This is a genomic window from Streptomyces sp. NBC_01314 (assembly GCF_041435215.1).
GTDB lineage: Bacteria > Actinomycetota > Actinomycetes > Streptomycetales > Streptomycetaceae > Streptomyces.
On sequence record NZ_CP108394.1, the window covers coordinates 1,250,253 to 1,275,871 of the forward strand.

A 25,619-nucleotide genomic window follows, 5' to 3' on the forward strand; every position below is an offset into this window, starting at 1 on the left:
CCACCACGGAACCGAGGAGCACCGAGTGACCATGACCAGTTCGTCCACCGGCCCACGTCCCCGTACGGAGCGTCGGCGCGACACCGAACACCGGCTCGCCCATGACGTCGACGTCTGGGTGGCCAGCGCCTCGGTGGACGGTGTGCCGTATCTGGTGCCGCTGTCCTTCGACTGGGACGGCGGGACGCTGTTGGTGGCCACCCCGGCCGACAGTCCGACCGGCGGGAACCTGGCCGCGACCCGGACCACTCGGCTGGGGCTGGGCCCGACCCGGGACGTGGTCATGATCGAGGGCGAGGTCGAGGTCCTCCGGATCGACGCGTTGCCGCGGGAGCGGGGGGACCGGTTCGCCGCGCGCACCGGCTTCGACCCCCGGGCATCGGCCACGCCGTACCGCTGGTTCCGTATCACCCCGCGCCGCGTCCAGGCCTGGCGCGAGGCGGACGAGTTGACGGGGCGTGAACTGATGCGCGACGGCCGCTGGCTCGTCTGAACCACCGCGATGGCGCGTCCCCGAAACGAGTCGGCGCGCCCCCGGGGCGACATCCAGGAAACGAAATCGACGATCAGATCAGACAGTGCGAGATGCGAGAGAGGAATCCCGTTATGACGAACACACGGAAGTCCACCCGGAGCAGCGGCACGGCCGAGGCCAAGTTCGACGGGTTCACGGCCGAGGAACGCGAAGCGATGAAGGAGCACGCCCAGGAGCTGAAGACGTCCGCGCGTCGCGGCCCGCGCACGGCCAAGGCGGACGGGGAGAGCGATGTGCTGGCGAAGATCGCCGGAATGGCGGACGCGGACCGGGTGATCGCCGAACGGCTGCACGAGATCGTCCGGTCCACCGCCCCGGATCTCTCGCCGAAGCTCTGGTACGGCATGCCCGCGTACGCCAGGGACGGCAAGGTCGTCTGCTTCTTCCAGAGCGCGCAGAAGTTCAAGTCGAGGTACGCCACGCTCGGCTTCAGCGACCAGGCGCAGCTCGACGAAGGCACCCTGTGGCCCACCACGTACGCCCTCACGGAACTGACCGCCGCCACGGAGGCACGGATCGGCGAGCTCATCAGCAGGGCCGCGGCCTGAGACCGCGGAACACATCGTTCGGCATCGTGCGGTGGCCTCGCGTAGGGCGCCCAAGTGACGGGCGCCAAATGGCCGAGCGCGAAGGTGGGCGAAGGGCGTGGCACCTCGGAAGGTGACGCGAGAGCGGTTGGCGGGGCGGCGGCGTGGGCCGCACTGGGTGACGGGCGACGGCTGAAGGCGGTCGAGCGCCTCACTGGCGACGCCGCGCTGCCTCACCGAGGCGGCATCACGTGACCGGAGGATCGCGACGCCGCCGACCAGATGGAGGAGCGGGGCTGCGCGGCCGCGCCGCTGCGGCGCGGCCGGGAAGCGAGTACGCGGTCGTCCATGGCGAGTTGGGCCGGACCATGTGCCGGTGGACCGGGACGACGACCCCGTCCTGATTACGAGAGCCGGGTCGCGCTCTACACGCTCACCCAGCGGCTGTCGCTGACGGCGGGTCCACTCCGGTTGCCCGACGGAGACTTCCCCGACCGGGCATTCATGCGGGGAGCCGCGGAGCGCCACCTGAACGAGGCGCCGGCGCCGGTCGGTGGGGTGAAGCGTGGGGAAGCGTGACATCGGGCCGATTGGGCTCCGGCGACCTCACCGACTCCGTCCACCCCGACGACCAGGGGCACCGCGCCGTCCCCGACCGTCTCGCCGCCATCATCGCCGCCACTATCGGAGCCTGATGCCGGTCGTTCGGACCTACCATGGGGTCATGCCCGTCGTCCTCTTCGCAGGTATCCCCGTGAACGACTACACAGCGGCGCTCTCCTGGTACGAGCGTCTGTTCGGCTCCCCGCCGACGTTCTTCCCGAACGACTCGGAGGCCGTGTGGGAACTGGCCGAGCACCGCTATGTGTACATCGAGCACCGTCCCGGACGCGGCGGCCAGGCCCTGCACACCGTCTTCGTCGACGACCTGGACGCCCGCGTCGCCGGGATCGCCGGTCGGGGTCTGGGACCCAGGACCCGCGAGACCTACGCGAACGGCGTACGCAAGGTCACGTACGAGGACCCGGACGGGAACGAGATCGGTTTCGGCGGTGGCCCGGTCTGACCGGGCAGGGAGGCGAAGGGCACACGTCCGGTTCCCGGTCCCCGACTCGCCTTGCGGACCTACCCGGCCGGATGGTTGCACGTGACCCAGACCGGTCTCGGACATGCCGAAGCCCTCCAGCACCGCGCGGCCCAGGCGCCGCGCGCAGCCGTGCAGGATCTCCGCCGGCAGCGAGGGCTCCGTCGGAGACTCACATGCGCAGCGGCGAGGAGTCGCTGACGGGGGTCGAGGCCGCGCCGCGTCAGGCGCGCCTCCCGTCGGCAGGGCGACTGTTGCCCGATCAGCAGACCGGCACCTACGGCGCGGCACAGTGACCGGACCTACGACGTTCGGCACGGCCCGGTGACCGATCATCGCCGTGTCGGGCGCCTCGCGGCAACGGGCACCGATGGGCGGCTCCATCGGCATGCTGCCGCCGCACGGTGGGCGTATGGTCCGCATATGGGTGATATGCGGCGGCTGCCTGTTCGCTCCCCCGGACCGGTCCGGGGGAGGTGAGGGTGTGCCCGGTCCTGGCTTCGTCGGTCCGGACGCGCTGGAGTCCGTTCTGATCAAGGTCGCCAGGGAGAGCGGCACGTCGGTGACGGCGCTGTATCTGCTGCCGCCGGAGGATCCGGTGCTGCAGTTGGCAATGCTGGGCGGGGTCCCCTGGGAGATCTCCATGCCCTGGGCACGGGTGGCGCTGAAGGGCTCCTCCCCGGTGTCCGACGCCGTGCGGGAGCGCCGGCTGGTGTGGGTGAGCGGGCAGGAGGAGCTGGCGAGCCGCTATCCACGGCTGGCGCTGGTCGTGCCGTACCGCTTCACGCTGGCCGCCGCGCCGATCACCACGGGCACGGACACCTGGGGCGGCCTGGTGCTGCAGTGGCCGGCCTCGCACCCGCCGGGGCCGAGTCCCGGAGAGCGGGAGGAGATCGCCGGCGCCTGTGACCGGCTGGGGCTGCTCCTGCGGAGCGCGGCCGACAGCGGCCACCCGGTACGGCCGGCCGCCGAGCCGGTGATGCTGCCCCCGCCGCGGTCCCGTATCGCGGGACCGGCCGAGGCGCAGGCCGCCGTCGACTTCGCGGAGCGCATTCCCGGCGGCTGCTGCTCGCTCGACGTGAACGGGAGGATCACCTTCCTCAGCACCAGGGCCGCCGAACTGCTCGGCGTCGGCATCCCCGATCTGCTCGGCGCCAAGCCGTGGGAGGCGCTGCGCTGGCTGGACGATCCGACCGCCGAGGACAGCTACCGGGCGGCCATGCTCAGCCGTGAACCGGTGTCCTTCATCGCCCTGCGCCCCCCGGACCGGTGGCTGTCGTTCAGTCTCGTGCCGGACGCGTCCGGGATCAACGTACGGATCGCGCCCACGCACTCGGCCCACGCCCACGCCCCGGTCACAGCCCCTCAGCGGTCGCGTCCGTCGTCCCCCGTCGCGCCGGTGCGGGCCACCGTCCTGTACCACCTGATGCATCTGGCCGCCACGCTCACCGAGGCCGTCGGCGTACGCGACGTGGTCGACCAGGTCGCCGACCAGGTCCTGCCCGCGTTCGGCGCGGCGGCGCTCGCCCTGATGACGGCGGAGGACGGCCGACTGCGGATCATCGGCTACCGCGGCTACACCGCCGAGCTGATGGAGCACTTCGACGCCGCCCCGCTGACCTCGGACACCCCCGCCGTGCGCGCCCTCACCACGGGCGTCCCCGCCTTCTTCGACACGTTCGCCGACCTCAAGCGCGCCTACCCCCCGGCGGTCCGCCAGGACGCCATGGCCGCCTGGGCCTTCCTGCCCCTGATCACCTCGGGGCGCCCGGTCGGCTCCCTCGTCCTGGCCTACGAGCAGCCCCACCCCTTCACCTCGGAGGAGCGGGCCGCCCACATCTCCACCGCCGGACTGATCGCCCAGGCCCTGGACCGGGCCAGGCTCTACGACGCCAAGCACCAGCTCGCCCGCAATCTCCAGGCCGGGCTGCTGCCCCACACCCTGCCCCACGTCGCCGGTCTCGACGTGGCCGCCCGCTATCTCCCGGCCACCCGGGGCATGGACATCGGCGGCGACTTCTACGACCTCATCCGCCTCGACCCCACCACGGCCGCCGCGACCATCGGCGACGTACAGGGCCACAACGTCAAAGCCGCCGCACTCATGGGACAGGTCCGCACCGCCGTCCACGCCACCGCCGGCGCGGCCCCGGACGAAGTCCTCGCCCGCACCAACCGTCTGCTCACCGACCTCGACCCCGACCTGTTCACCAGTTGCCTCTACGTCCACCTCGACCTGAGCAGGCGCACCGCCTGTCTGGCCAACGCCGGACACCCTCCCCCGCTGCTGCGCCACCCCGACGGCCGCACCGAACCCCTCCACCTGCCACCCGGGCTCCTCCTCGGCATCGACCCCGACGCCGGTTACGCGTCCACCGAGATCCCGCTGCCGCCCGGCTCCGTCCTGGCCCTCTACACGGACGGACTCGTCGAGGCCCCCGGCATCGACATGGACGACGCGGTCGACGACCTCGCCCGCGCACTCGCCCGCGCCGATCCGGCCGGCGTCCGCTCCATGGACGCCGTCGCCGACACCCTCGTCCAGCACGCCTGCCGCTCCGCTCCGCGCAGCGACGACATCGCCCTGCTCCTCATCCACTCGGCCTGAGGACGGCGGCGGCCACAGCACAACCTTTGAACCGTTTGACTCGTCTTCATCACCGAACGGCACAATCCAACCCTTTGTCCCGACTCGTTCCACGGGGGAACACATGAACTCGACCCGCACCCGTCGCGGCACCGCCGCGGCCCTCACCGTCCTGCTGGCGGCCGCTCTCGGAGCCGCCGGCGCCGGCGCGTCGAACGCGGACTCCGCCGCGCCGAAGACACGGCAGATCGCCTCGTCCGTCCTGGGATCCGACTACAAGATCACTCTGACGGCGCTGCGTTCGACGGAGGACGAGTACGCCGCCTCCGTGCGCCTGCAGGTCTACACACGGTCCGCCGGTGCCTGGAAGGAATCGGACCGCGCGACCGTCGGCGACATGGACGGCTGGTTCTGGTACCCGCTCACGGGCAAGGGTGCCGTCTGTCAGCTGTCGACCGCCAGTACCGAGCCCGCCCCGCTCACCGTGAGCCTGCTGCTCACCCCTTCGCTCGGCTGCTCCGACCCCGCCCACTTCGTGGTGAAGCAGGGCAGGATCTACGCCGACTGACCTCCCTTCCCCCACAGCACCCTCACCCTCTAGTTCACATACGTGACTACGGAACCAGCCCATTGACCCGGAGGCGAGCCCTCCGTAAGGTTCCCGCATTCCTACGTACGTGATGGTGGTTCACACATGTGAACCACCAGAGGGAGACAACGATGTCAGAAGTCGTCATACCCGACGCCGAACGGCGTGCTGTCGGCAAGTTCCTGCGCCGCATGCTGCCGATCCTCGTCCTGATGCTGCTGATCAATCAGATGGACCGGACGAACGTCGGCTTCGTCCAGGACGAGCTACGGGCCGACGTCGGGGTGAGCGCCACCGCGTACGGACTCGGCGCGGGGCTCTTCTTCATCGGATACGCCCTGTTCGAAGTGCCCAGCAACATGCTCCTGGAGCGGTTCGGGGCCCGCGTCTGGCTGACCCGCATCATGATCACCTGGGGTCTGGTGATCGTGGCGATGTGCTTCATCCACAACGTATGGATGTTCTACGGGCTGCGCTTCCTCCTCGGTGTCGCGGAGGCCGGCTTCTTCCCCGGGGTCCTCCTCTACTTCACCCAGTGGCTGCCGGACTCCAGCCGGGGCCGGGCGAGCGCGATCTTCCTGGGCGGCTCGGCCACGGCGTACATCGTGACCGGCCCGGTCACGGGGGCGCTGCTGGAGCTGCACGGCGTCGGCGGGTTCGCCGGCTGGCGCTGGATGTTCGTGCTGGAAGGGCTGTTCTCCATCGTCGTCGGCTTCGTCGCCGGGTTCTTCCTCGTCTCCCGCATCAAGGACGCCAAGTGGCTCACGGCGGAGGAGAAGGACGCGCTGGGCGCGGCGGTCGCACGGGACGAGGAGGCGCGCAGCCGGGCCCCCAGGGTGTCGCGGCTGAAGCTGCTGGTCCACCCTCAGGTCGCACTGCTGACCACGGTGTTCTTCGCGATGGCCCTCACCGGGTACGCCATCACCTTCTGGCTGCCCAGTCTGGTCGAGGAGATCGGGGGGCTGTCGCCGTTCCAGATCGGCCTGCTGTCGGCGATCCCGTGGATCTGCGCGGTGATCGCGATGTACTCGATGAGCCGGTTCACCGACCGCGCCCCCGACCGCCGCCCCTACCTGGCCGCCGCGCTCGTCCTGTCCGCCACGGGCACCTTCCTGGCCACGCTGGGCTCCCCCTGGTTCGGCCTGGCGGCCATCACGCTGGCCGCGGTCGGCGGGAAGTGCGCGGCCACACTGTTCTGGCCGATGGCGCAGTCGGGGCTCGACCTGAGGATCGCCGCGCCCGGGCTCGCGGTCGTCAACTCCCTCGGGAACCTGGGCGGTTTCGTCTCCCCCACCCTCTTCGGCTACCTCAAGGACACGACCGGCACGACCAACGGCGGCCTGTACACACTGTCGGCGGCCTCCCTGCTCGCGGTGATCGGCGTGGCACTGATTCACCGGAGTGACGGCGGGTCGGGCACAGCTTCGGGTGCCGACGAACCCGCCACCGTGCAGGGCAGGTTGGCGACGGGTGACGCGCGGTGAAACCGTTCGGCCCCGCATCAGCTCCTGTTCGCTCGCGGAGGCGTGGAGGCGCGGGCCGAGAAGCCGGAGCGGTGGCCGTCACAGGGGCGTGGCGTGGATGTGGACCGGGAGGCCCGAGCGGGAGATCGCGTCGCGTTCGAAGGGGAGGCCGATCTTCTCCGCGACCCGTTGGGACGGGCGGTTGTCGGGGCGGATGATCGCGACGAGTCGCTTCGCGTGCAGGACGTCGCGGGCGTGGTCACGGCAGGCTGCCGCCGCCTCGGTGGCGTAACCGTGCCCCTGGAGGTCGGCCCGGACGCGGTAGCCGACCTCCAACTCGGTGACTCCCTCGATCTCCTGCGGTGTCAGACCGCAGTCGCCGACGAACTCGCCGGTGGCGCGGAGGGTGACCAGCCAGAGTCCGTATCCCTGCCGCCGGTAGAGGCCCTGGTTCCAGTCGATCCAGGCCAGGGCCTCCTCCCGGGTCCGGGGGCGCGGGTAGTGGCGCATCACGTCCGGGTCGCCGAGCAGCGCGGCCATGTCGTCGAGGTCGTCCTGTGTCATCTGCCGGAAGGCGAGCCTCGGGGTGGGGGCCGGGGGCCGGTGGTGCCGGGCCACGGATTCTCCTTCGTCCGGCTGAACCGGTGCGTTCACGTTCGTCCACCTCATCCGTACGTCCCTTTCATCCGTACGTCCCTTTCATCCGTACGTCTCTCTCATCCATCCGTCTCTCTCGTCCATCCGTCTCTCTCGTCCGTTCGCTCATCTCACCCGGCGCGCACGTCTCTTCAGACGGGGTACTCGGTCGAAGATCGCGGCGAGCCGCGCTGCCTGGGCGAAGAGGGTGGCCGGGCGGGAGCGGTCGCCGTCGAGGTGGGTGAGGGTCTCCATGCCGAGGTAGAAGGCCACCGCGGCGCCGGCGAGTACGCGAACCCGGACGACGGACGCGAGCGGTTTGCCGCGCAGGAGCACCGTGAGCTGTTCCTCGGCCAGGTCCTCCCATTTCCGGGTTTCGAGGGCCAGTTGGGCGGCCAGCCGTGTTCCGGGTCTCGCCCCGGCGTACAGCTCCTGGACGGCGGCGATGTGCCCGGTCTCGGTGTCCTCGTCGTACAGCTCGCGCAGCCGTGCGATCGCGGGCACGGCGCGGTCGATGCCGGACAGTTCGGCCCGGTAGCGGTCGATGCGGGCTCCGCTGGTCCGTTCCAGCGCCGCCACCAGCAGGTCGTCCAGGTCCGCGAAGTGGTAGTAGATCACTCCGGGTGCGAAGCCGCCGGCCTGCGCTATCGCCCGCGCGGTGGTCCCGCCGTAGCCGTTGCGGACCAGGCAGACGAGAGCGGCTTCCAGGACGCGGTCCCGGGTGCCACGGGTGTCAGACAACGCGCACCGGCCGTACTCCGTGCGCCGCGAAGTGGCCTTCGAGTCTGCGTGCCAGCTCCGGGAGGTGGTGGCTGGGCACCCGGGGGTAGAGGTGGTGCTCCAAGTGGTACGTCAGCTCCAGGAAGACGGCGAGGATGATCCTCCCGCGCAGCGTACGGGTCTGCGTCAACGGGGTGTCTCCGTAGTCGTGATGCGGCAGATACACCGTCAGAAGGGGGTACACCCAGCTCCCGACGATCGCCATCACCGTATAGACCAGCAGCCCCGGCGTGTACGGCAGGAGCAGCACTCCCCCGACCAGCGCGGCGAAAGGAGCCACGGCCTCCGCCAGCAGCCAGCGGCGGTCCCGTCCGCGCCGGTAGGACCAGAACCAGAGACGTACGAGGAAGACGGGGCCGTAACAGATCGCGCCCAGGAGGGACAGTTCGGCGGGATGGCCCTCCGGGTCGTCGGGATGCGGAAAGAGGCGGTGGTGCTGGGTGTGCGTGGCACGGTAGGCGTGGCCGCTCTCCAGCAGGGCCAGTCCCATCGCGAACAGCGCCCAGTCGGCGGCCCGTGGCGACAGGCCGATCGTGCGGTGCACCACGTCGTGGGTGACGGTCACGACCGCGACGAAGATCCCGAACACGATCACGGGCGTCAGCCACCACCAGCCGAGCCACACCGCGCCGGCGAAGACCAGCGCTCCGGCGCCCGGCCGGACCAGCGCGACGATCCGCTGCCGGCGCGTGGTGACGAGCAGATCCTCGCCTAGCTCGGCCAGGGTCGGCAGACCGGGGACCGGAGGACCTGGGGGTCCGGTGAGTCCTGAGGGTCCGGTGAGTCCTGGGTGGTCGGACGAAGTCATCCGGCGCGTCTCCTCTCCTTCAGCAGTCCCTCGGCGACGATGCGACTGCCCAGCACACAGGCGACCGTGCCGAGGCCCGGCCAGGTCGAGTCGCCGACCAGCCACAGGCCGGGGCCGCCGAGGTCGTGCGGTATCGCGTGCTGGTTGGTGTTGGCCAGGCGCTGGCGTACGCCGCCGACCGCGCCCTGCGGACGGAAGCCGAACCGTTCGTAACTTCGGGGCGTTCCGGTCTGGGCGATCACGGCACGTTCCCCGAGCCGGGGGTACACCCGCCGCGCCCGGGCGAGGAGTTGTTCCCCGGTCTCCTTCTTGCGTTGCTCGTACTCCGCCGGGCCGAGGTCGCGCCAGTCGGCGAGGTCGGTGTGGGTGGAGATCATCACGGCGCGATGGCCGGGCGGTGCGCTGAGTGGGTCTCCGGGTGCGGACACGGAGACGAACATGTTGTTGCCGTCGCCCAGGGGACGGTCGTAGGACTGCAGTAGTTGATGGTGCGTCAGTTTCTGGTCGGTGACCTCGGATTCGGGAACGCCCAGGAAGACGACGGCCGCGCCGCCGAGGGCGTCCGCGTCGCGTCGCAGGTATCTCCGGAGCGCGCGGGCGACGGGGAGCCCCGCGCAGAGCGTCGCCGTGGTGGCGGCGGGGACCGCGCAGACGATCCGGCGGGCGTGGAGGTCACCTTGACGGGTCGTCAACTGATAGGCACCGGGCGTACCTTGGACTCCTGTGACGCGGCAGGCGGTCCGGAGCGAGCCGCCCAGCTCTCTGTAGCGCCCGACCAGCACCCGCCAGAAGCCGTGCATGCCGCCGTTGTGCCGACTGAGGCCCGCACCCCGGATGGTCACGCCGAGCGCCGCGTTGATGAGGGGCGCGTTGTCGACACCCGTGTGGACGGTGTCCTCGACCAGCATGGCGAGCAGCCCGACCAGCGCGGCGTCCGCGCGCAGGCCGTGGTCGCGCAGCGCGTCCCCCAGGGTTCGGTTCAGGTGGCGGGTGTACGGGAGTCCGGACCAGCCGACCGCCCGCAGGTCATGGAGGGCGTCGGCGGGGCCGCGGACCGGCAGTCGTATGCCTGCCCGGCTGGCCCGCCAGAAGGTGTGCGCGAGCCGGTCGAGCAGGTCCCAGAACGCGCGATGCCGCTCGCTGTCGCCGAGTGTGCGCAGCCGTTCGGCGTGCCAGGCGGCCTGATCGCGGTGGAGCACGATCCGGCGGTCCGGCAGATGTGCCTGGTAGCCCGGCAGTTCCTGGGCGTCCAGTGGTGGAATCCCGACGCTGTCGAGAAGTTCACCACCGACACCTCCGGGGCCGAAGTCGACCAGGGTGGTCGCGCCCACGTCGAACGAGAAGCCGCGTTTGCGGTAGTAGCCGGCGCAGCCGCCCGCGTGCCCGTGCGCCTCCAGCACGATCGTGGACAGACCCGCCGCCTGCAGGCGCAGCGCCGTCGCCATGCCGGCCATCCCGCCGCCGATCACGGCCACATCGGCACAGCCGCCGGTGAAGCCGCCGGCCCGCCCGCCGGTGCCCTCCTCGCCGCAACTGTCCGCGTCACGGCCCGCGTTCTGAACAAATGTTCTGAACATGCGTTCAGAATGGAGCGGTTCCTCATCCACGTCAATGGTTCAGGCGTGTGCGAAGAGACTCCCGGGAACCGCTCCCGCCGGGATTGCGTACCTCTGTACGATCACCGGTCACGCACGGGGTATCGCGGTGGAGGGGACGGGGATGGACGACAAGTCGGCTGGACGAAGAGGTGGTTGGCGGCTGAGGGCCGTCGCCTCGGGGGCCGCTGCGGCGGTGCTGCTCGGCGGTTGCGGCGTGGGGGCGTCGGAACGGGCGGACGAGCCCGGGACCAAGGCGTCGGGGTCCCCGACGCCTTCCGCTTCCGCGAACGGGCAGGTGTCGGCGGACGGCGGAAAGCCGTCGGCGACACCGTCCGTGACGCCCTTCGAGGCGGACCCGGATCGCGCACCGCGCTCGAGGCGGCAGGGCGCCGTACTGGCGGAGGCGGTCGCGATGCGGCCGCAGGACTGGGGCGCGGGCTTCCGGGCGCAACCCCTCGCCCGCAGCGCCGAAGGCACGGCCGCCGTGCTGGACGAGGAGTGCCGGTGGCAGCGTCGGGCACTGCCCGACGGTGTGCTCGCCTCGCTGTCCCTCTACAGCGAACTGCCGGGCACGGGGAAGCGCGGCACGGTCAAGGTGACGGCGACGGTGACCGTGCACACCACGGTGCTCGGCGCCGACGACCATCTGTCCGAAATGCTGGAGGAGGCGCTCCGCTGCCCGGAGCAGCAGGTGCGCGCCGACGAGCGGATCGCGAAGTTGATGTCCGTGGGCACCCCCCGCGGCATACGCGACAACAACTACGCCGATGACTCGATCCTGGAGGACGGCGTCTATCTGACCGGCGGCAGCGAGGCCATGTACCGGTGGATGGTCACTCGGCTCGGCCAGGTGACCGTAACGGTGTCGCTGAAGGGCGCCGAGGGATACACCGTCAAAGAGTTGGAGCCGTACGTGACCCGTGGCACCGTCACCATGCTCGACCGGGTGGCATACGAGCTGGGCGGAGGCGAGGGCTGATGGAGCGGCTGCGTTCTTCCGATCCCGCGCGGATCGCCGACCACCGTCTGCTCGGCCGGCTCGGCGCCGGCGGCATGGGCGTGGTGTACCTCGCGCGTACGCCGGGCGGTTCGCTGGTGGCGCTGAAGGTGCTGGCGGCGGAGTACGCCGAGGACCCGGGGTTCCGCGGACGGTTCCGGCGTGAGGTCGAGGTCGCCCGGCGCATCAGCAGCCCTTGGGCGGTGCCGCTGGTGGACGCCGACGCGGACGCGGAGGCGCCCTGGCTGGCGACGGCGTACGTGCCCGGTCCGTCCCTCGCCGAGGCGGTGGCCGCGCACGGGCCGCTCACCGAGCACGGGCTGCGGATCCTCGGGGGCCGGCTGGCGCTGGCACTGGGCGAGGTGCACCGGGCGGGGCTCGTCCACCGGGACCTCAAACCGGGCAACGTCCTGCTCGCGCCGGACGGGCCCCGGCTCATCGACTTCGGCATCGCCAGGGCCCCCGAGGACACCTCCCTCACGGCGACGGGGTTCGTGGTCGGTACGCCCGGCTATCTCTCGCCGGAGCAGGCCGAGGGGCGTGGCGGCGAGACCATCGGCGCGCCCAGCGACGTGTTCTCCCTCGGCTGTGTTCTGGCGTTCGCGGCGACGGGCCGCCCGCCGTTCGGTGCGGGGGCACTCGACGCGCTCCTCTACCGGGCCGTGCACGACCCGGCCGACCTCGACGGCGTCCCCGTCGCGCTGTCCGGCCTGCTGTCCCGCTGCCTGGAGAAGGACCCGTCCCTCCGGCCCGAGGTGGACGAGGTCGTACGGGAGTTGCTGCCAGGAGACCCCGCGGAGGGTGGGGTTCACGGGGAGGGGATGGAGAGTTCGGCTCCCGGAGGAGCGGCGGACGGCCCGGGAGCGGGGTCCGGTGAGGCACCCGCCGAGACGCCGGTCGAGGCCGCGGACGCCGAGGGTGCGGACGGCACCAAGGCCGCCGAGGGTGCGGACGCCGAAGCCGAGGTCCGCGATGCCGAGGTCCGCGAGACGTCGGCCGAGCCCGCTGACGCCCCCGCCGATACGCCCGGCGGCGCCCCCGCCTCCTGGCTGCCCGAGGAGGTCATCAGGCTGATCGCCCGGCGTTCGACCGAAGCGCTCGCGTTGCCGGACATCGACCACACCGAGATCTCGGTCGGCACCTCGCGCGCGGGCACCGCCCCGGGCGGCGGGTCCCCGAAGGGGAGCGGTCCGCGGCGCTCCGCCTCCGACGACGACACCGCGTCCCCGGCTTCCGGCACCGACGACACCCGGCCCACGGCGGCCACCGACACGCCCGAAGCCCCCGCGAGGCGTCGCATCCTGCTCGCCGGCGCGGGCGCGCTCCTCACCGCAGGCGGCGCCACGACCTGGTGGGCCCTGGGCCGGGACGACGGCTCGGGCGACAAGAAGCCGGCCGCCGCCTCCCGGCGCCCCGCCTACACCGTCGCGCTGCACGGCGACCTCAGCGGCGGCCAGAGCGCCACGGGCAAGGCCCAGGAACGCGGACTGCGGCTGGCCGTCGAGGAGTTCAACGCGCGCGGCAACGCCCCCTTCCAGGTGGACGTGCGGGCCGTGGACGACGCCGGCGACCCGGCCGAGTCGGCCCGGCTCGCGAAGCGACTCGCCGACGACCCTTCCGTCCTCGCCGTGGTCGGCCCGACCACGGACGCGACCGCCCAGTCCGCGCTGGCCGCGTACGACGCAGCCCTCCTGCCCGTGATCGCGGTGTCCCCCGGCGCCATCTCCCTCACCGGGCAGGGCTTCCGCTCGTTCCTGCACGCAAGACTGACCGACTCGCTGCTGCCGTTCTTCATCGACCCGTTCCTGCGGAGCACCCACCCGCGCAGGGTCGGTGTCGTCGTGGACCGGGCAGCCGACAACTACGGCTGGGAGGTCAGCAGCAACCTGAGCAAGCAACTGAAATCGGCCGGGCAGCCGTTCCTGCCCCGCGTGGTCGGCATCATGCGGTCCGGCTTCGGTGACACGGTGGACGACCTGCTGGCCGCCGACACCGACTCCTTCGCCTTCGCCGGTCTGCCCGACCGGGCCGCGTCGTTCGCCCGGACGCTGCGCGAGCGCGGCTTCTCCGGTGCCCGCGCCTCCGGACCGGCCCTGCTCGACCCGCGCTTCCTCACGGCCGCGAAGGAGGCCGCCGAGGGGTGGACGATCGTCGCACCGGTCGTCGACCCGACGGGCATCCCCGAGGCGAAGGCGTTCGTGAGCGCCTACCGGAAACGTTGGAAGAAGGCACCGCCCCGGTACGCGGCGGAGGCCTACGACGTGACCTCGATGGTGCTCAAGTCGCTCGGGGACCTCCCGTCCAAGAGCCGTACCCGCGAGGAACTGCTCGCCGCGCTGCGGGCCGCCAAGTACCAGGGCGTCACCAGGACGTACGGGTTCCAGAAGAACGGCGTGGCGGCCATCGACGGCACCGGAGGCTACCTCTGGCGTGTCGAGGACGGGGCGTTCGTGTACGGCGGCCCCGCGCCGCTGACAGCCTGATGGAGCCGCTGCGTACCGCCGATCCGTCGCGGCTGGGCGACTACCGCCTGCTGCGGCGGCTCGGCGCCGGCGGCATGGGCGTCGTCTTCCTGGCGCGCGCGCCGGGCGGGGCCTTCGCCGCGGTCAAGGTCGTACGGGCGTCCTATGCGGACGACCCGGGGTTCCGGGCCCGGTTCCGCCGGGAGATCGAGGTGGCCCGGCAGGTGGACAGCCCTTGGGTGGTCCCGTTGCTGGGCTCGGACGCCGACGCGGAGGATCCGTGGCTGGCGACCGCGTTCGTACCGGGTCCCTCGCTCTCGGAGGCGCTGGAGGGTCACGGGCCGTGGTCCCCCGCATCCGTGTGCGTGCTGGGGATGCGGCTCGCCGAGGCACTGGACGCCGTCCACCGGGCGGGGCTGGTGCACCGCGACGTGAAGCCGGGCAACCTGTTGCTGGCCCCGGACGGTCCGCGCCTGATCGACTTCGGTATCGCGCGCACGCCGGAGGGTACGGCGCTCACGTCGACCGGCGTCGTCGTGGGTTCCCCCGGTTTCCTGTCGCCCGAACAGGCTCGGGCGCGCGGCGCGGGGGTCGGCCCGCCCAGCGATGTCTTCTCGCTGGGCTGCGTCCTGGCCTTCGCCGCGACCGGCGTACGGCCGTTCGGCGGCGGCGCTGCCGCGGCGATGCTGTTGCGCACGGTCTACGACGAGCCGGAGCTGCCCGGCCTCCCGGAGGCGCTGGAGCCGATCGTACGGGCGTGTCTGGACAAGGATCCGGCGCGGCGGCCGACCGCCGTCGAGGTCGGTGCGGCGCTCGACGCGGCCGTGCCCGCCGACCGGGAGCGGTGGCTGCCGGAGCCGGTGACCCGGCTGATCGCGGACCGGTCCGCGACGGTGCTCGCCATGGGCGCGATCGAACCGACCCGGGTGTCGGCACCGGCCTCGACCGCGCGGGGAGGCGCGGTCGCGGTCGCGAAGGGTCCGGTGGGCCCGGCGGGCTCGGTGGGCTCGGACGCGGTGACGGTGACGTCCCTGAAGAAACCGGATGCCGGTCGCCCGGGCACGAGTCGCCGCGGATTCCTGACGCTCGGCTCCACGGGGGCGGCGGGGGTGCTGGCGGCCGGCGGCGGGGCCTGGTGGTGGAGCAACCGTGGCAGCCGGAAGGCCGGCGCGGCCGGCTCACCCTCGTCCGCCCCGCGCACCGAACTCGCCGTGGCCTTCCAGGGCGACCTCTCCGGCGCGACCGGTGAGGTCGGGCGGGCCCAGCTCAACGGCGCCCGGCTGGCCGTGGCGCGCGTCAACGCCGACGCCGGCCGGCCGTTGCGGCTGAGGCTGCGGGCGTACGACGACGGGGGCGAGCCCGACCGGACCCTGGACCGTGCCCGACGGCTGGTGGCGGACAAGCGGGTCCTCGCGGTGCTGGGGCCCACCACGGACGACTGTTTCCTCGCCTCGGAGACCACGTACACGAAGGCCGTACTGCCCGTCGTCTCCGTCTCGGTGGGGGTGTCGGCGCAGGTCAGGGAGGCCGGCCTGTCCACGCTGCGTTCGCATGCGCAACTGTCGCCGACCGATGAGTTGCTCGCCGCCCCGTGCAACGTCTATCTCTCGGGCAAGACCGACGCCCGCAAGGTTTTCCTGGTCGACGACCGGGCCGAGGGCGACTTCGCCTGGACCCTCTGCAACTTCATCCAGCGCGCACTGAGCCGTGACGGGAGGGACACAAGCGTCACGAGCGTCGCCGCCGGGAAGTTCGACCCCACGGCGCTCGCCGGGAAGGTCGTCGCGGATCGCGCGGACGCGGTCGTGTTCAGCGGGGGCCAGGAGCGGGCGGGTGCCTTCGCGGCGGCGCTGCGCGGGGCCGGCTTCTCCGGGGCCCGGGTCGCGACCCAACGCGCCTTCGGTACAAGGTTCTTGAAGAGCGCGGGCCCGGCCGCCGACGGGTGGGTGTTCGCCACCACGTTCATCGATCCGAGGGCCACCCCGGCGGCCCGCGCGTTCAACAAGGCGTACGAGGCACGGTACGGGGAGCGCCCGGGCTGGTACGCGGCGGAGGCGTACGACGCGGTGCTGTTCCTGGCCGAGGCGTGCGTGAGCGGGGACTCGCCCCTGACGGAACGCGGCGCGATCGTTCGCCGTATGCGCGAGGTGACCTACAAGGGCATCAGCCGCACCGTCGCGTACACCTCGGACAACGGATACAACCACGACGCGCTGTTCCTGTTCCGCACGGTCGACCGGGAGTTCGACTTTCTCGGGCAGTACCAGCAGGCGGATGTGTGAGACGGGACGTCGAGGCCGACCGTCCGAGCTGGTCGTCAAGGGTGAGGGGCGGCACCGGCGTCGAGAACGGGGCCGGGAGTGGGGGCGGGGGTGGTCACGGGGGCCGGGCCCGAGGGGCTATCGTGCCTTTATGTCGCAGGACCTGATTCGCATCGTTTCCCGAGACTCGCCCATGGCTCTGGCCCAGGTGGAGCGTGTACGCGCCGAACTCGCCGTGCTCCACCCGGCGCTGCGCACCGAAGTGGTCCCCGTGAAGACGACCGGGGACAAGTGGATGGGCGATCTCTCCCAGGTCGAGGGCAAGGGGGCGTTCACCAAGGAGGTCGACGCCGCTCTCGTCGCGGGCGAGGCGGATCTCGCCGTGCACTGTGTGAAGGACATTCCCGCCGACCGGCCCCTCCCCGCCGGCACGATGTTCGCCGCGTTCCTGAAGCGGGACGACATCCGTGACGCGCTTGTGGACCCCGCCGGGCGCACCCTGGACGAGTTGCCCGCAGGGACTCGTATCGGCACCTCTTCCGTACGGCGTACGGCGCAACTCGCCGCTTCCCACCCACACTTGGAGTGCGTGCCGTTCCGCGGCAACGCCAACCGCCGCCTGCAGAAGCTCGCCGCCGGCGAGGTGGACGCGCTGTTGCTGGCCGTCTCCGGGCTGGAGCGGATCGGCCGCGCGGACGTGATCAGCGAGGTCCTGTCCGTCGAGACGATGATGCCGCCGATCGGCGCGGGCATTCTGGCGCTCCAGTGCCGGGAGGGCGACGCCCTCACCATCGACACCGTCAGCGGCCTCGGCGACCCGGACACGCACCGCGAGACCCTCGCCGAGCGGATGTTCCTGCATGTCCTGCAGGGCCACTGCAACAGCCCCATCGCCGGGTTCGCCCGGACGGACCGCAGCGGCGAACTCTCCCTCCGCGCTTCCGTGTTCACCCCTGACGGCAAGACGGTCATCAACGCCCACGAATGGGCGGGCCGCCTCGACCCGGCGACCCTGGGCACCTCCGTCGCCGTCGCCCTGCTCCGCCAGGGCGCGCGAGACCTCATCGACGGCATCCCCCACTGACCCTCGCCCGGACCTGCCGGATCGACCGGTGGTCGATCACGACGCTCGGCGACAACGGTCGGTGACGCGTGGCGGCCCGGTCAGTCGACGCGCCGGGCCAGTACCTGGCCCGGCCAGGTGTCGGAGAGGAAGCGGTCGGTGGGGGTGAAGCCGTTGCGTTCGTAGAACGCGACGAGTTGGCCGCCGCCGCCCGCCCAGCAGTCCACCCGCAGGAGCCGTACGCCGGCCCGGCGGGTCTCCTCGGCGGCGTGGGCCAGCAGGGCCGCGCCGATGCCCCGCCCCGCGTGGCGGCGGTCGGAGACCAGTAGCCGGACGTACCGCTCGGGTTCCCCGGCCGGTGCGATGGGCATCTGCGGGCTGGGGCCGGAGTCCAGCACCAAGGCCCCGACGGGTGTTCCGTCCAGCTCCGCGATGTACGGGGTGTTCTCGGTGGTGTACCGCTCGACCCGTGCCGCCCCGTCGGGCCGCCGCGAGTACGGGATCGTGCCCCACTGTTCGGTGTTGCCACGCTCGTTCATCCAGGCCACCGCCGCGTCGAGCATGCCGAGGACGGCTGGAGCATCGGCCGGGCCACCCGGCCTGATCCGTATGCCGTGGGGGGTGTCGGTCACGCCTGCAGCCTACTGGGAGCGGGGAGGACGCGTGTCGTCCGGTGCACGGCGGTGCACGGCTTCTGCGTACGGCGGTGGGCGGCCGGGCTCGCTCACCGGGCCGTCTCCCCTGCGGGGTCGTCGAGCCGGGCGAGACCGAGTTCGCGGTCGCCGAGCGGCTGGAAGTAGCGCTCCACGTCGGCGTCGGTGACGTCGGCGAGGGCGGCCGGGGACCAGCGGGGGTTGCGGTCCTTGTCGATGACCTGGGCGCGGACGCCCTCGACCAGGTCGGCGTTGGCCAGGGCCGCGCAGGAGACGCGGTACTCCTGCTCCAGCACTCGCTCCAGGGAGCCGAGTCGGCGGGCGCGGCGCATGGAGGCCAGGGTGACCTTGAGCGCGGTGGGCGACTTGGCGAGCAGGGTCTCGGCGGTCTCCTTCGCGGCCGGGTCGCCGTGGGCGAGGAGCCGCCGGACGATCTCCTCGACCGTGTCGGCGGCGAAGCAGGAGTCGATCCACTCCCGCTGACCGGCCAGTTCGCCGGGCGGCGGCTGCCCCACCTGCCGGGCGACGGCTTCCCTCACGGGCAGTTCGGCGAGGTCGTCGAGCAGGTGCCCGAGCGACGCGGACGGTACGTAGTGGTCGGCGAGTCCGCACAGCAGGGCGTCACCGGCGCCGATCTGCGCGCCCGTCAGGGCGAGGAGGGTGCCGAGTTCGCCCGGCGCGAGGGCCAGGAGATGGGTGCCGCCGACGTCCGGTACGAAGCCGATGCCGGTCTCGGGCATGGCGATCCTCGACCGCTCGGTGACGATGCGGACGCTGCCGTGCGCGGAGACACCGACGCCGCCACCCATCACGATCCCGTCCATGACGGCGACGTACGGCTTGGGGTAACGGGCGATTCGGGCGTTGAGGTGGTACTCGTCCCGCCAGAACGCGGCCGAGGCGGTGCCGTCCCCGTCGCGGGCGTCGTCGTGGACGACGCGGATGTCGCCGCCCGCGCACAGGCCGCGCTCCCCCGCGCCGGTGATCACGACGGTCTCCACGGCCGGGTCGTGCTCCCAGGCGGTCAGCGCCTCGTCGATGCGCCGCACCATGGCGTGGTTGAGGGCGTTGAGGGCCCTCGGACGGTTGAGGGTCATGTGAGCGGCCCGGCCGACGGTGTGCAGGAGGACGGGCTCTTCGCCGCCGGTCATCGGCAGGCCTCCGTCAGGCCTCGGGCCACGCTGACGCGCATGATCTCGTCGCTTCCTTGCAGGATCTGGTGGGCACGCGGGTCCCGGACGATCGCGGTGGGTGCGGTCGCCGGTCCACGCCCGAGTCTGTCGGCGCCCCGGACCGCCGAGCGTACCCGACCCGCTCCTCCACACCTCCGCCCCGGGCATGGCCCTTAGATCTCTCCCGGCCCCGAGACCGCCCGAGACCGACAGCGGCCACCGACAGTCCCAACGACAGCGCCGCCAGCCCGCCGCTGACGCCATGGCTCACGGCTCACGGCTCACGGCTCACGGCTCACGGCTCACGGCTCACGGCTCACGGCAGAGGCTTGCGCCAAGTCCTGATCTCGGTGGCCGGAAGACGTTCCGCGAAGCGGTGGTCGGGGGCCGTCTCCTCCAGCAGCGCGCGCAGGTCCCGCTCGAAGTCCGCGAGCCTGTCGCCGAACAGATGCGGCGCCGAGTCGGACCGGGAGAACGTCCACGCGACGATGTCGTCCGTGGTACGGGTGACGACGTCCCCGGCCGGCACCACAAGTCGCGCGAAGTCCTCGAAACCGGCGCGCTCGATGACGAGTTCCTCCCCGCCCGGCGTGCCGTTGACGAGCACGCCCTGCCCCGCTCGGCGCACCGGGCCCAGGTACCGGCGTACCAGGTCAGCGATGCGGTCGTACGGCGGCCCGAGCGCGGGCGGCGGCGCCGGCTCAGGGGGCGAGTCCTTCAGGTCGCTCACGTGGACGAGCGCGCCGCCCGGCTCCAGCATGTCCAGCGCGGTGGCCGCGACCCGGTCGCGATCCATCCAGTGGAAGGACTGCGCGAACACCACCACCCGGAACTCCCCCAGTCCCGCCGGCAGGTCCTCGGCACGGGCGGCCACCCAGCGCGCGTTGGTCACCCCTCGATGTCCGGCCTGTCGCTCGGCCTCGGCCAGCATGTCCTCGTCCGGATCGACGCCGACGGCCTCCGTGAAGAACCGTGCCATCGGCAGCAGCACGGTCCCCGGGCCGCAGCCGACGTCGAGGAGTCCGCCCCGGCCGTCCAGACCTAGCGCCTCGGCGAGGGCGTCGGGAAAGCCGGGAGCGTACGGGAGCCGGCCTCGCCCGTAGTGGGCCGCGCTTCCCTGGAAGAGCGTGCGGTCCCACTCCCATCCCTCAGGCATGTCGATTCCCTTCACCCGCCCGGTCCGTGCGGACCCGCACGCTACTCGGGTCGGTCGCACTCCTCGACGTACTCCTGCGGCGGTCCCAGCTCGGGGCGGTCCCGCAACTCCTGCTCCCAGCCGAGTCGTTCGACTTCGAGGACCGTCACCGAGTTCCCGCCTGCGCGAAGCAGGGGTGCCGGGCAGTACGGCGTGACCTGCGGTCCGATCTCACGATGGCGGCCGACGCCGCAGTTCGGTGGCCGCGAACCCCGCCCGCGCGGTCACGGAGCCGGGCGCGCGTGGTCCCGGGCCCGGTGGCGACCGCGTCGGCCAACTCGTCGGTCGTCGTCGGACCATTCCCGCATGCGAGGTTGCCGGTTCCGTCGACACGCAGTTCGGGGGAGTCGGGATCGGCGACACCGACGAGGTACCGCCGCCGGTGACCGGTTCGCGCGTCCGTAGGAGGAGCCTGCTAGAAGGCGAAGCCGAGCAGGGCGACTTCGAGGGGAAGCGCGGGGCGCTCGGGCAGAGCCGGAGGGTCCTGGCCGCGGCCGGTGTGCGTGGGCGGGACGGGGCGCAGGGCCTTGATTCCGTCGGCGGCCCATTCCGCGTCCGTCGGAGGCAGCGACAGGGTCATGCGCCGGCCGTCAGCCAGCGTGGTCTCGATCTTGGTCGGGTCGTTCGTCGTCATGGCAACCCTGCTTCCGTCGCGCACCAGGTGCGTTCAGCCTCAACAAGATGGACGCCAGTTCGATCCAAGAAGTTCCCGCCCGCCCCCTCTCAACGCACCACCGGGCCACCGGGCCACCGGGCCACCGGGCCACCGGGCAGACCCTCCCCCGAAAGAGCCGCGCTCTAGGCAGAACCACCGTTGCTCATGAGCAGTTGGCCGTTGATCCACTGACCTTCGTGGGAGCAGAGGAAGTCGACGAGGTGGGCGGTGTCCTGTGGGGTGCCCAGGCGGCCGAGCGGGGTGGCGCGGACGCAGTGTGCCCGGACTTCCTCGGTCATCCAGCCCGTGTCGACCGGGCCGGGGTTGACGACGTTGGCGGTCACGCCGAGGTGGGCGAGTTCATGGGCGGCGGCGAGGGTGATCCGGTCCATGGCTCCCTTGCTCGCCCCGTAGGGGAGGTTGCCCACGGTGTGGTCGCTGGTGAGGCTGACGATCCGGCCGCTCCCCGGCTCAACCGCGAAACGGCGCCCGAACTCACGGATGAGCAGCCAGGTGGCGCGTGCGTTGACGGTGAAGTGGCGGTCGAAGCTCTCGACGGTGGTGTCGAGGAGACCGGAGTCGACCGACTCGCAGTGACACATGACCAACGCGGTGACGCCGCCGTGACGGACGCGCCGTGTGCGGCCAGGGATCGACTGATCACCTCCGTCGCCCCGGACTCCCTGCCCCAGGGCATGCGGTCGTCGTAGGGCGGCCAGTGGGTGAAGGCGACGTCCCACCCCGACGCACCCAGCCGACGGGCGATGCCGACGCCGATACCGGCGGTACGGCCCACGCCGGTGACCAAGGCCCGCGGGCGGGGCGCGGAAGGGTTTCCGTCCTGGGTGAACCGGTCCTGCTCACTGCTGTTCGTCACGGCGTGCGATCGTCCCCGAGCAGCGCGGCACCGTCAAACTCGTTTCTCAGGACCGGGTTCCCCTGTTCGGGCCCACCGGAAATGTGAACTGACGTACGGAGTACGGGTGTCGGGACGTAAGTTGTGTCTGAAACTCCTCGCTTCGGCTGAAAGACGGACGGTAGACATGACCGACCACGCGACCACGCCCGGACCTGCGGCGCATCAGAAGATCGACACCTCGGTGCCCCACTCGGCCCGCATCTGGAACTACTGGCTGGGCGGGAAGGACAACTACCCCGTCGACGAGCAGGCCGGTGACGCGTACACCGCCGTCTTCCCCGGCATCGTGACCATCGCCCGCAGCAGCCGCGCCTTCCTGCGCCGCAACATCACGTACTTGGTCGCCGAGGCGGGCATACGGCAGTTCCTGGACGTCGGAACGGGTCTGCCGACCGCCGACAACACCCATGAGGTCGCGCAGCGGATCGCGCCCGAGACCCGGATCGTCTACGTCGACAACGACCCGATGGTCCTGGCCCACGCCCGTGCCCTGCTCTACTCCACGCCACAGGGGGCGACCGCCTACGTCGACTCCAACGTGCTCGACCCGGACCGTATCCTCGCGGCCGCCGCCGACACGCTGGACCTCAGCCGGCCCACCGCGCTGATCCTCAGCAACATCCTGGGCCACGTGGCCGACCATGACCGGGCGCGCTCCATCATCGACCGTCTGCTGGGGGCGCTGCCGTCCGGGAGCTACCTCTCCATCAACGACGGCTCCCGTGGCATCGACCCGGTCTTCGAACGGGCCCAGGACGGGTACAACGAGAGCGGCGCCGTGCCGTACAACCTGCGCACCGTCGACGAGATCACCTCGTTCTTCGACGGCCTGGAACTCCTGGACCCCGGCGTCGTCTCGGTCCCCCTCTGGCGCCCGGACACCACCGACCCGGCCCCGCAGGTCGTCGCCGAACACGGCGGCCTCGCCCGCAAGCCGTGATGCCGCATTGCCCCGAAACTGTCACGCCGTGATGCCGTGATGTGAAGTGGTGCGGGTCTGGGGGGTTTCACCACCATCCAGGCCCGCTCTGCTGTCTTCGGGCTCCCGAGCAGGGCCGGTGAGTGCCGACGACCGCGTACGCCCCACTCCGAGCGCCGCCGCCGGGAAGCGCCAGGTCACCAATGGTCGATGATCGATCAGTTTCCGGCCAAAGACTTGATATGCCCCTGACATACCTGGCTCGCGTCTGTCACTCTGTGTCCATCCCGTCTCACGACGGCGCACGCGCACCCGCATCGCAGTACTCCCTGCACTACCCGGTGCCTCGACCCGTGCACCGGGTCCTTCGTACGGCCGTTCGTCCAACGTCGGCCGCAGCTAAGGAGTTCGCGTGAGATCCACCCCCCACAGACGTACCACGGCCACGGCCGCCCTCGTTGTCGCGGCGGCGATGCTCGCCGTCGCCGTCCCGGGCGCCCCGGCGATGGCACGCGGTGACGGCGGCGAAGGCACCGCCCGTACCGCGGCCGCGAAGCCGGACCGCGGGGCCCTGCCCGCGCAGCTCACTCCCGCCCAGCGCAAGACCCTCATCCGCAAGGCCGAGAAGGCCACGGACACCACCGCGGACCGCCTTGACCTGGGCGGCAAGGAGGAGTTGCGGGTCCGTGACGTCGTCAAGGACGCCGACGGCACCGTGCACACCCGCTACGAGCGCACCTACGCCGGACTCCCGGTGCTCGGCGGCGACCTGGTCGTCCACGCCGCCAAGAGCGGCGCGGTCGAGAGTGTCACCCGGGCCTACAAGCCCGAGTTGAAGGTCTCGGACCTCAGCGCCGGGATCACCGGGGCCGCGGCCGAGAAGCAGGCGCTCGCGGCGGCCAAGGAGGAAGGTTCCTCCAAGACCGAGGCGGACAGCAGCCGCAAGGTCGTCTGGGCCGCGAAGGGCACGCCGACCCTCGCATACGAGACCGTCGTGAGCGGCTTCCAGCACGACGACACACCCAGCGAACTGCACGTCATCACCGACGCGCAGACCGGGAAGAAGCTGTTCGAGTACGAGGCCGTGCACACCGGCACGGGCAACACCCGCTACAGCGGCTCGGTCACGCTCGGCACCAGCCAGTCGGGCTCGTCGTACACACTGACCGACGCGGACCGGGGCAACCACCGGACGTACAACCTGAACCGCGGCTCGTCCGGGACGGGCACGCTGTTCAGCGGGACCGACGACGTCTGGGGCGACGGGACCGCCGCCGACCTGGAGACCGCCGGCGCGGACGCGCACTACGGGGCCGCGCTGACCTGGGACTACTACAAGAACGTCCACGGTCGGAACGGGCTGCGCAACGACGGGGTCGCGCCGTACAGCCGGGTCCACTACGGCAACAACTACGTCAACGCGTTCTGGCAGGACTCCTGCTTCTGCATGACGTACGGCGACGGGTCGGGCAACGCCAACCCGCTCACCTCGATCGACGTGGCCGCGCACGAGATGACGCACGGTCTGACCTCGGTCACCGCCGGCCTCAACTACAGCGGTGAGTCCGGTGGGTTGAACGAGGCGACCTCCGACATCTTCGCCGCCGCCGTGGAGTTCGCCGCCGGCAACACCAGCGATGTCGGGGACTACCTCGTCGGCGAGAAGATCGACATCAACGGCGACGGCACGCCGCTGCGGTACATGGACAAGCCCAGCAGGGACGGCTCCTCGCGCGACTACTGGTCCTCCACGCTCGGCAACGTCGACGTCCACTACTCCTCGGGCCCGGCCAACCACTGGTACTACCTGGCCTCCGAGGGCAACGGCGCGAAGGTCGTCAACGGCGTCTCCTACGACTCGCCGACCTTCGACGGGCTTCCGGTGACGCCGATAGGCCGGGACGCCGCCGAGAAGATCTGGTTCCGGGCGCTCACCACGTACATGACGTCCACGACCAACTACGCGGCCGCCCGCACCGCCACCCTGCAGGCCGCCGCCGACCTGTACGGGCTCGGCTCGGTGACCTACAACAACACCGCCAACGCCTGGGCCGCGATCAACGTCGGCTCCCGGATCCTCGACGGCGTGACGGTGGTCCCGCCGGCCGCCCAGTACTCCCTGACCGGCCAGGCCGTCACGCTGGACGTCCAGGCGTCGTCCACGAACGCCGGCGCCCTGTCGTACGAGGCCACCGGTCTGCCCGACGGGCTGTCCATCGACGCCGCCACGGGCCGCGTCTCGGGTACGCCGACCACGGCCGGCAACTGGACGCCGACCATCACCGTGACGGACGCGGCAGACGAGACCGGTACGGCGAGCTTCGCCTGGCGCGTGGACGAGGAGGGGAACCAGTCGGTGTTCGAGAACACCGCCGACTACCAGATCCCCGACAACTCCACCGTCGAGTCCCCGATCAACGTCAACCGGGCCGGAGCGGCGTCCAGCGCGCTCACCGTGGACGTGAACATCGTCCACACCTGGCGCGGTGACCTGGTCATCGACCTCGTGGCCCCGGACGGTACGGCGTACCGGCTGAAGAACTCCGCCTCGTCCGACTCGGCCGACAACGTGGTCGCGACGTACACGGTGGACGCCGCCTCCGAGACCGCCGCGGGCACCTGGAAACTGCGGGTCCAGGACGTGGCCAGCCTCGACACCGGTTACATCAACAGCTGGAAGCTGACGTTCTGACGCACCGTCAACTAACGTCGCGCT

Annotated in this window: 20 protein-coding genes and 1 pseudogene; 12 read left to right on the forward strand and 9 right to left on the reverse strand. The window is 71.5% G+C overall.

Features of this window, described 5'->3' with window-relative positions:
• Positions 1-31 precede the first annotated feature (31 nt).
• The 6 genes from OG622_RS05615 to OG622_RS05640 all read left to right on the forward strand — a co-directional run bounded on the left by OG622_RS05615 (position 32) and on the right by OG622_RS05640 (position 6,806).
• Positions 32-493 (forward strand): pyridoxamine 5'-phosphate oxidase family protein, encoded by a 462-nt coding sequence (locus OG622_RS05615; RefSeq protein ID WP_371584011.1) that lies wholly within the window; start codon positions 32-34, stop codon positions 491-493.
• 113 nt (positions 494-606) lie between these two features.
• The gene (locus OG622_RS05620) at positions 607-1,083 is read left to right on the forward strand and encodes an iron chaperone (RefSeq protein WP_371573871.1); all 477 of its coding nucleotides are present in this window, start codon (positions 607-609) and stop codon (positions 1,081-1,083) included.
• A 703-nt stretch (positions 1,084-1,786) separates the two neighbouring features.
• Positions 1,787-2,128, forward strand: a complete 342-nt coding sequence (locus tag OG622_RS05625; protein ID WP_371573873.1) for a VOC family protein — start codon at positions 1,787-1,789, stop codon at positions 2,126-2,128.
• Positions 2,129-2,630: 502 nt separating this feature from the next.
• The gene (locus OG622_RS05630) at positions 2,631-4,754 is read left to right on the forward strand and encodes a SpoIIE family protein phosphatase (RefSeq protein WP_371573875.1); all 2,124 of its coding nucleotides are present in this window, start codon (positions 2,631-2,633) and stop codon (positions 4,752-4,754) included.
• Between the two features lie 103 nt (positions 4,755-4,857).
• Positions 4,858-5,301 carry a hypothetical protein gene (locus tag OG622_RS05635; protein WP_371573877.1) on the forward strand — a complete coding sequence of 148 codons (444 nt, stop codon included), beginning with the start codon at positions 4,858-4,860 and terminating at the stop codon, positions 5,299-5,301.
• A gap of 152 nt (positions 5,302-5,453) precedes the next feature.
• Positions 5,454-6,806: an MFS transporter gene (locus OG622_RS05640; RefSeq protein ID WP_371573878.1), complete on the forward strand. Its 1,353-nt coding sequence runs from the start codon at positions 5,454-5,456 to the stop codon at positions 6,804-6,806.
• 78 nt (positions 6,807-6,884) lie between these two features.
• Here OG622_RS05640 and OG622_RS05645 read toward each other — a convergent pair whose 3' ends face one another.
• From OG622_RS05645 to OG622_RS05660, 4 genes are all read right to left on the reverse strand, one after another.
• Positions 6,885-7,439, reverse strand: coding sequence for a GNAT family N-acetyltransferase (locus tag OG622_RS05645; protein ID WP_371573880.1), 555 nt, complete (start codon positions 7,437-7,439; stop codon positions 6,885-6,887).
• Positions 7,440-7,547: 108 nt separating this feature from the next.
• Positions 7,548-8,162 (reverse strand): TetR/AcrR family transcriptional regulator, encoded by a 615-nt coding sequence (locus tag OG622_RS05650; RefSeq protein ID WP_371573881.1) that lies wholly within the window; start codon positions 8,160-8,162, stop codon positions 7,548-7,550.
• Entirely contained in the window at positions 8,155-9,009 is an 855-nt protein-coding gene (locus OG622_RS05655; RefSeq protein ID WP_371573883.1) for a fatty acid desaturase, read from the reverse strand. The genes OG622_RS05650 and OG622_RS05655 overlap by 8 nt, the downstream gene beginning before the upstream one ends.
• On the reverse strand, positions 9,006-10,586 hold the full coding sequence (locus OG622_RS05660) for a phytoene desaturase family protein (RefSeq protein WP_371573885.1): 1,581 nt from the start codon (positions 10,584-10,586) through the stop codon (positions 9,006-9,008). The genes OG622_RS05655 and OG622_RS05660 overlap by 4 nt, the downstream gene beginning before the upstream one ends.
• Positions 10,587-10,728: 142 nt before the next feature.
• Here OG622_RS05660 and OG622_RS05665 point away from each other — a divergent pair, with 142 nt between their 5' ends.
• The 4 genes from OG622_RS05665 to hemC all read left to right on the forward strand — a co-directional run bounded on the left by OG622_RS05665 (position 10,729) and on the right by hemC (position 17,411).
• Entirely contained in the window at positions 10,729-11,586 is an 858-nt protein-coding gene (locus tag OG622_RS05665) for a hypothetical protein (RefSeq protein WP_371573886.1), read from the forward strand.
• On the forward strand, positions 11,586-14,087 hold the full coding sequence (locus tag OG622_RS05670) for a bifunctional serine/threonine-protein kinase/ABC transporter substrate-binding protein (RefSeq protein WP_371573888.1): 2,502 nt from the start codon (positions 11,586-11,588) through the stop codon (positions 14,085-14,087). Before OG622_RS05665 ends, OG622_RS05670 begins: the two co-directional genes overlap by 1 nt.
• Positions 14,087-16,348 (forward strand): bifunctional serine/threonine-protein kinase/ABC transporter substrate-binding protein, encoded by a 2,262-nt coding sequence (locus OG622_RS05675; protein ID WP_371573890.1) that lies wholly within the window; start codon positions 14,087-14,089, stop codon positions 16,346-16,348. The genes OG622_RS05670 and OG622_RS05675 overlap by 1 nt, the downstream gene beginning before the upstream one ends.
• Positions 16,349-16,478: 130 nt before the next feature.
• Positions 16,479-17,411 carry a hydroxymethylbilane synthase gene (hemC, locus tag OG622_RS05680; protein ID WP_371573892.1) on the forward strand — a complete coding sequence of 311 codons (933 nt, stop codon included), beginning with the start codon at positions 16,479-16,481 and terminating at the stop codon, positions 17,409-17,411.
• 80 nt (positions 17,412-17,491) lie between these two features.
• Here hemC and OG622_RS05685 read toward each other — a convergent pair whose 3' ends face one another.
• The 5 genes and pseudogenes from OG622_RS05685 to OG622_RS05705 all read right to left on the reverse strand — a co-directional run bounded on the left by OG622_RS05685 (position 17,492) and on the right by OG622_RS05705 (position 21,942).
• Positions 17,492-18,022, reverse strand: coding sequence for a GNAT family N-acetyltransferase (locus OG622_RS05685; RefSeq protein WP_371573894.1), 531 nt, complete (start codon positions 18,020-18,022; stop codon positions 17,492-17,494).
• 92 nt (positions 18,023-18,114) lie between these two features.
• On the reverse strand, positions 18,115-19,194 hold the full coding sequence (locus OG622_RS05690; RefSeq protein ID WP_371573896.1) for an enoyl-CoA hydratase/isomerase family protein: 1,080 nt from the start codon (positions 19,192-19,194) through the stop codon (positions 18,115-18,117).
• Between the two features lie 337 nt (positions 19,195-19,531).
• Positions 19,532-20,371 (reverse strand): class I SAM-dependent methyltransferase, encoded by an 840-nt coding sequence (locus OG622_RS05695; RefSeq protein WP_371573897.1) that lies wholly within the window; start codon positions 20,369-20,371, stop codon positions 19,532-19,534.
• A 454-nt stretch (positions 20,372-20,825) separates the two neighbouring features.
• Positions 20,826-21,044 carry a hypothetical protein gene (locus OG622_RS05700; RefSeq protein WP_371573898.1) on the reverse strand — a complete coding sequence of 73 codons (219 nt, stop codon included), beginning with the start codon at positions 21,042-21,044 and terminating at the stop codon, positions 20,826-20,828.
• A gap of 164 nt (positions 21,045-21,208) precedes the next feature.
• A pseudogene (locus OG622_RS05705) lies at positions 21,209-21,942 on the reverse strand (SDR family oxidoreductase).
• A gap of 166 nt (positions 21,943-22,108) precedes the next feature.
• Here OG622_RS05705 and OG622_RS05710 point away from each other — a divergent pair.
• Both OG622_RS05710 and OG622_RS05715 read left to right on the forward strand, forming a co-directional pair.
• Positions 22,109-22,924, forward strand: a complete 816-nt coding sequence (locus OG622_RS05710; RefSeq protein WP_371573899.1) for an SAM-dependent methyltransferase — start codon at positions 22,109-22,111, stop codon at positions 22,922-22,924.
• A gap of 391 nt (positions 22,925-23,315) precedes the next feature.
• Complete coding sequence (locus OG622_RS05715; RefSeq protein ID WP_371573900.1) at positions 23,316-25,595, forward strand: M4 family metallopeptidase; 2,280 nt, start codon at positions 23,316-23,318, stop codon at positions 25,593-25,595.
• Positions 25,596-25,619 lie beyond the last annotated feature (24 nt).

Coding starts and splice junctions, on each gene's coding strand:
- OG622_RS05615 (WP_371584011.1), top strand. CDS start 32: ATGACCAGTTCGTCCACCGGCCCACGTCCCCGTACGGAGCGTCGGCGC.
- OG622_RS05620 (WP_371573871.1), top strand. CDS start 607: ATGACGAACACACGGAAGTCCACCCGGAGCAGCGGCACGGCCGAGGCC.
- OG622_RS05625 (WP_371573873.1), top strand. CDS start 1,787: ATGCCCGTCGTCCTCTTCGCAGGTATCCCCGTGAACGACTACACAGCG.
- OG622_RS05635 (WP_371573877.1), top strand. CDS start 4,858: ATGAACTCGACCCGCACCCGTCGCGGCACCGCCGCGGCCCTCACCGTC.
- OG622_RS05640 (WP_371573878.1), top strand. CDS start 5,454: ATGTCAGAAGTCGTCATACCCGACGCCGAACGGCGTGCTGTCGGCAAG.
- OG622_RS05655 (WP_371573883.1), bottom strand. CDS start 9,009: ATGACTTCGTCCGACCACCCAGGACTCACCGGACCCTCAGGACTCACC.
- OG622_RS05660 (WP_371573885.1), bottom strand. CDS start 10,586: ATGTTCAGAACATTTGTTCAGAACGCGGGCCGTGACGCGGACAGTTGC.
- OG622_RS05665 (WP_371573886.1), top strand. CDS start 10,729: ATGGACGACAAGTCGGCTGGACGAAGAGGTGGTTGGCGGCTGAGGGCC.
- OG622_RS05670 (WP_371573888.1), top strand. CDS start 11,586: ATGGAGCGGCTGCGTTCTTCCGATCCCGCGCGGATCGCCGACCACCGT.
- OG622_RS05675 (WP_371573890.1), top strand. CDS start 14,087: ATGGAGCCGCTGCGTACCGCCGATCCGTCGCGGCTGGGCGACTACCGC.
- hemC (WP_371573892.1), top strand. CDS start 16,479: ATGTCGCAGGACCTGATTCGCATCGTTTCCCGAGACTCGCCCATGGCT.
- OG622_RS05690 (WP_371573896.1), bottom strand. CDS start 19,194: ATGACCGGCGGCGAAGAGCCCGTCCTCCTGCACACCGTCGGCCGGGCC.
- OG622_RS05695 (WP_371573897.1), bottom strand. CDS start 20,371: ATGCCTGAGGGATGGGAGTGGGACCGCACGCTCTTCCAGGGAAGCGCG.
- OG622_RS05700 (WP_371573898.1), bottom strand. CDS start 21,044: ATGACGACGAACGACCCGACCAAGATCGAGACCACGCTGGCTGACGGC.
- OG622_RS05710 (WP_371573899.1), top strand. CDS start 22,109: ATGACCGACCACGCGACCACGCCCGGACCTGCGGCGCATCAGAAGATC.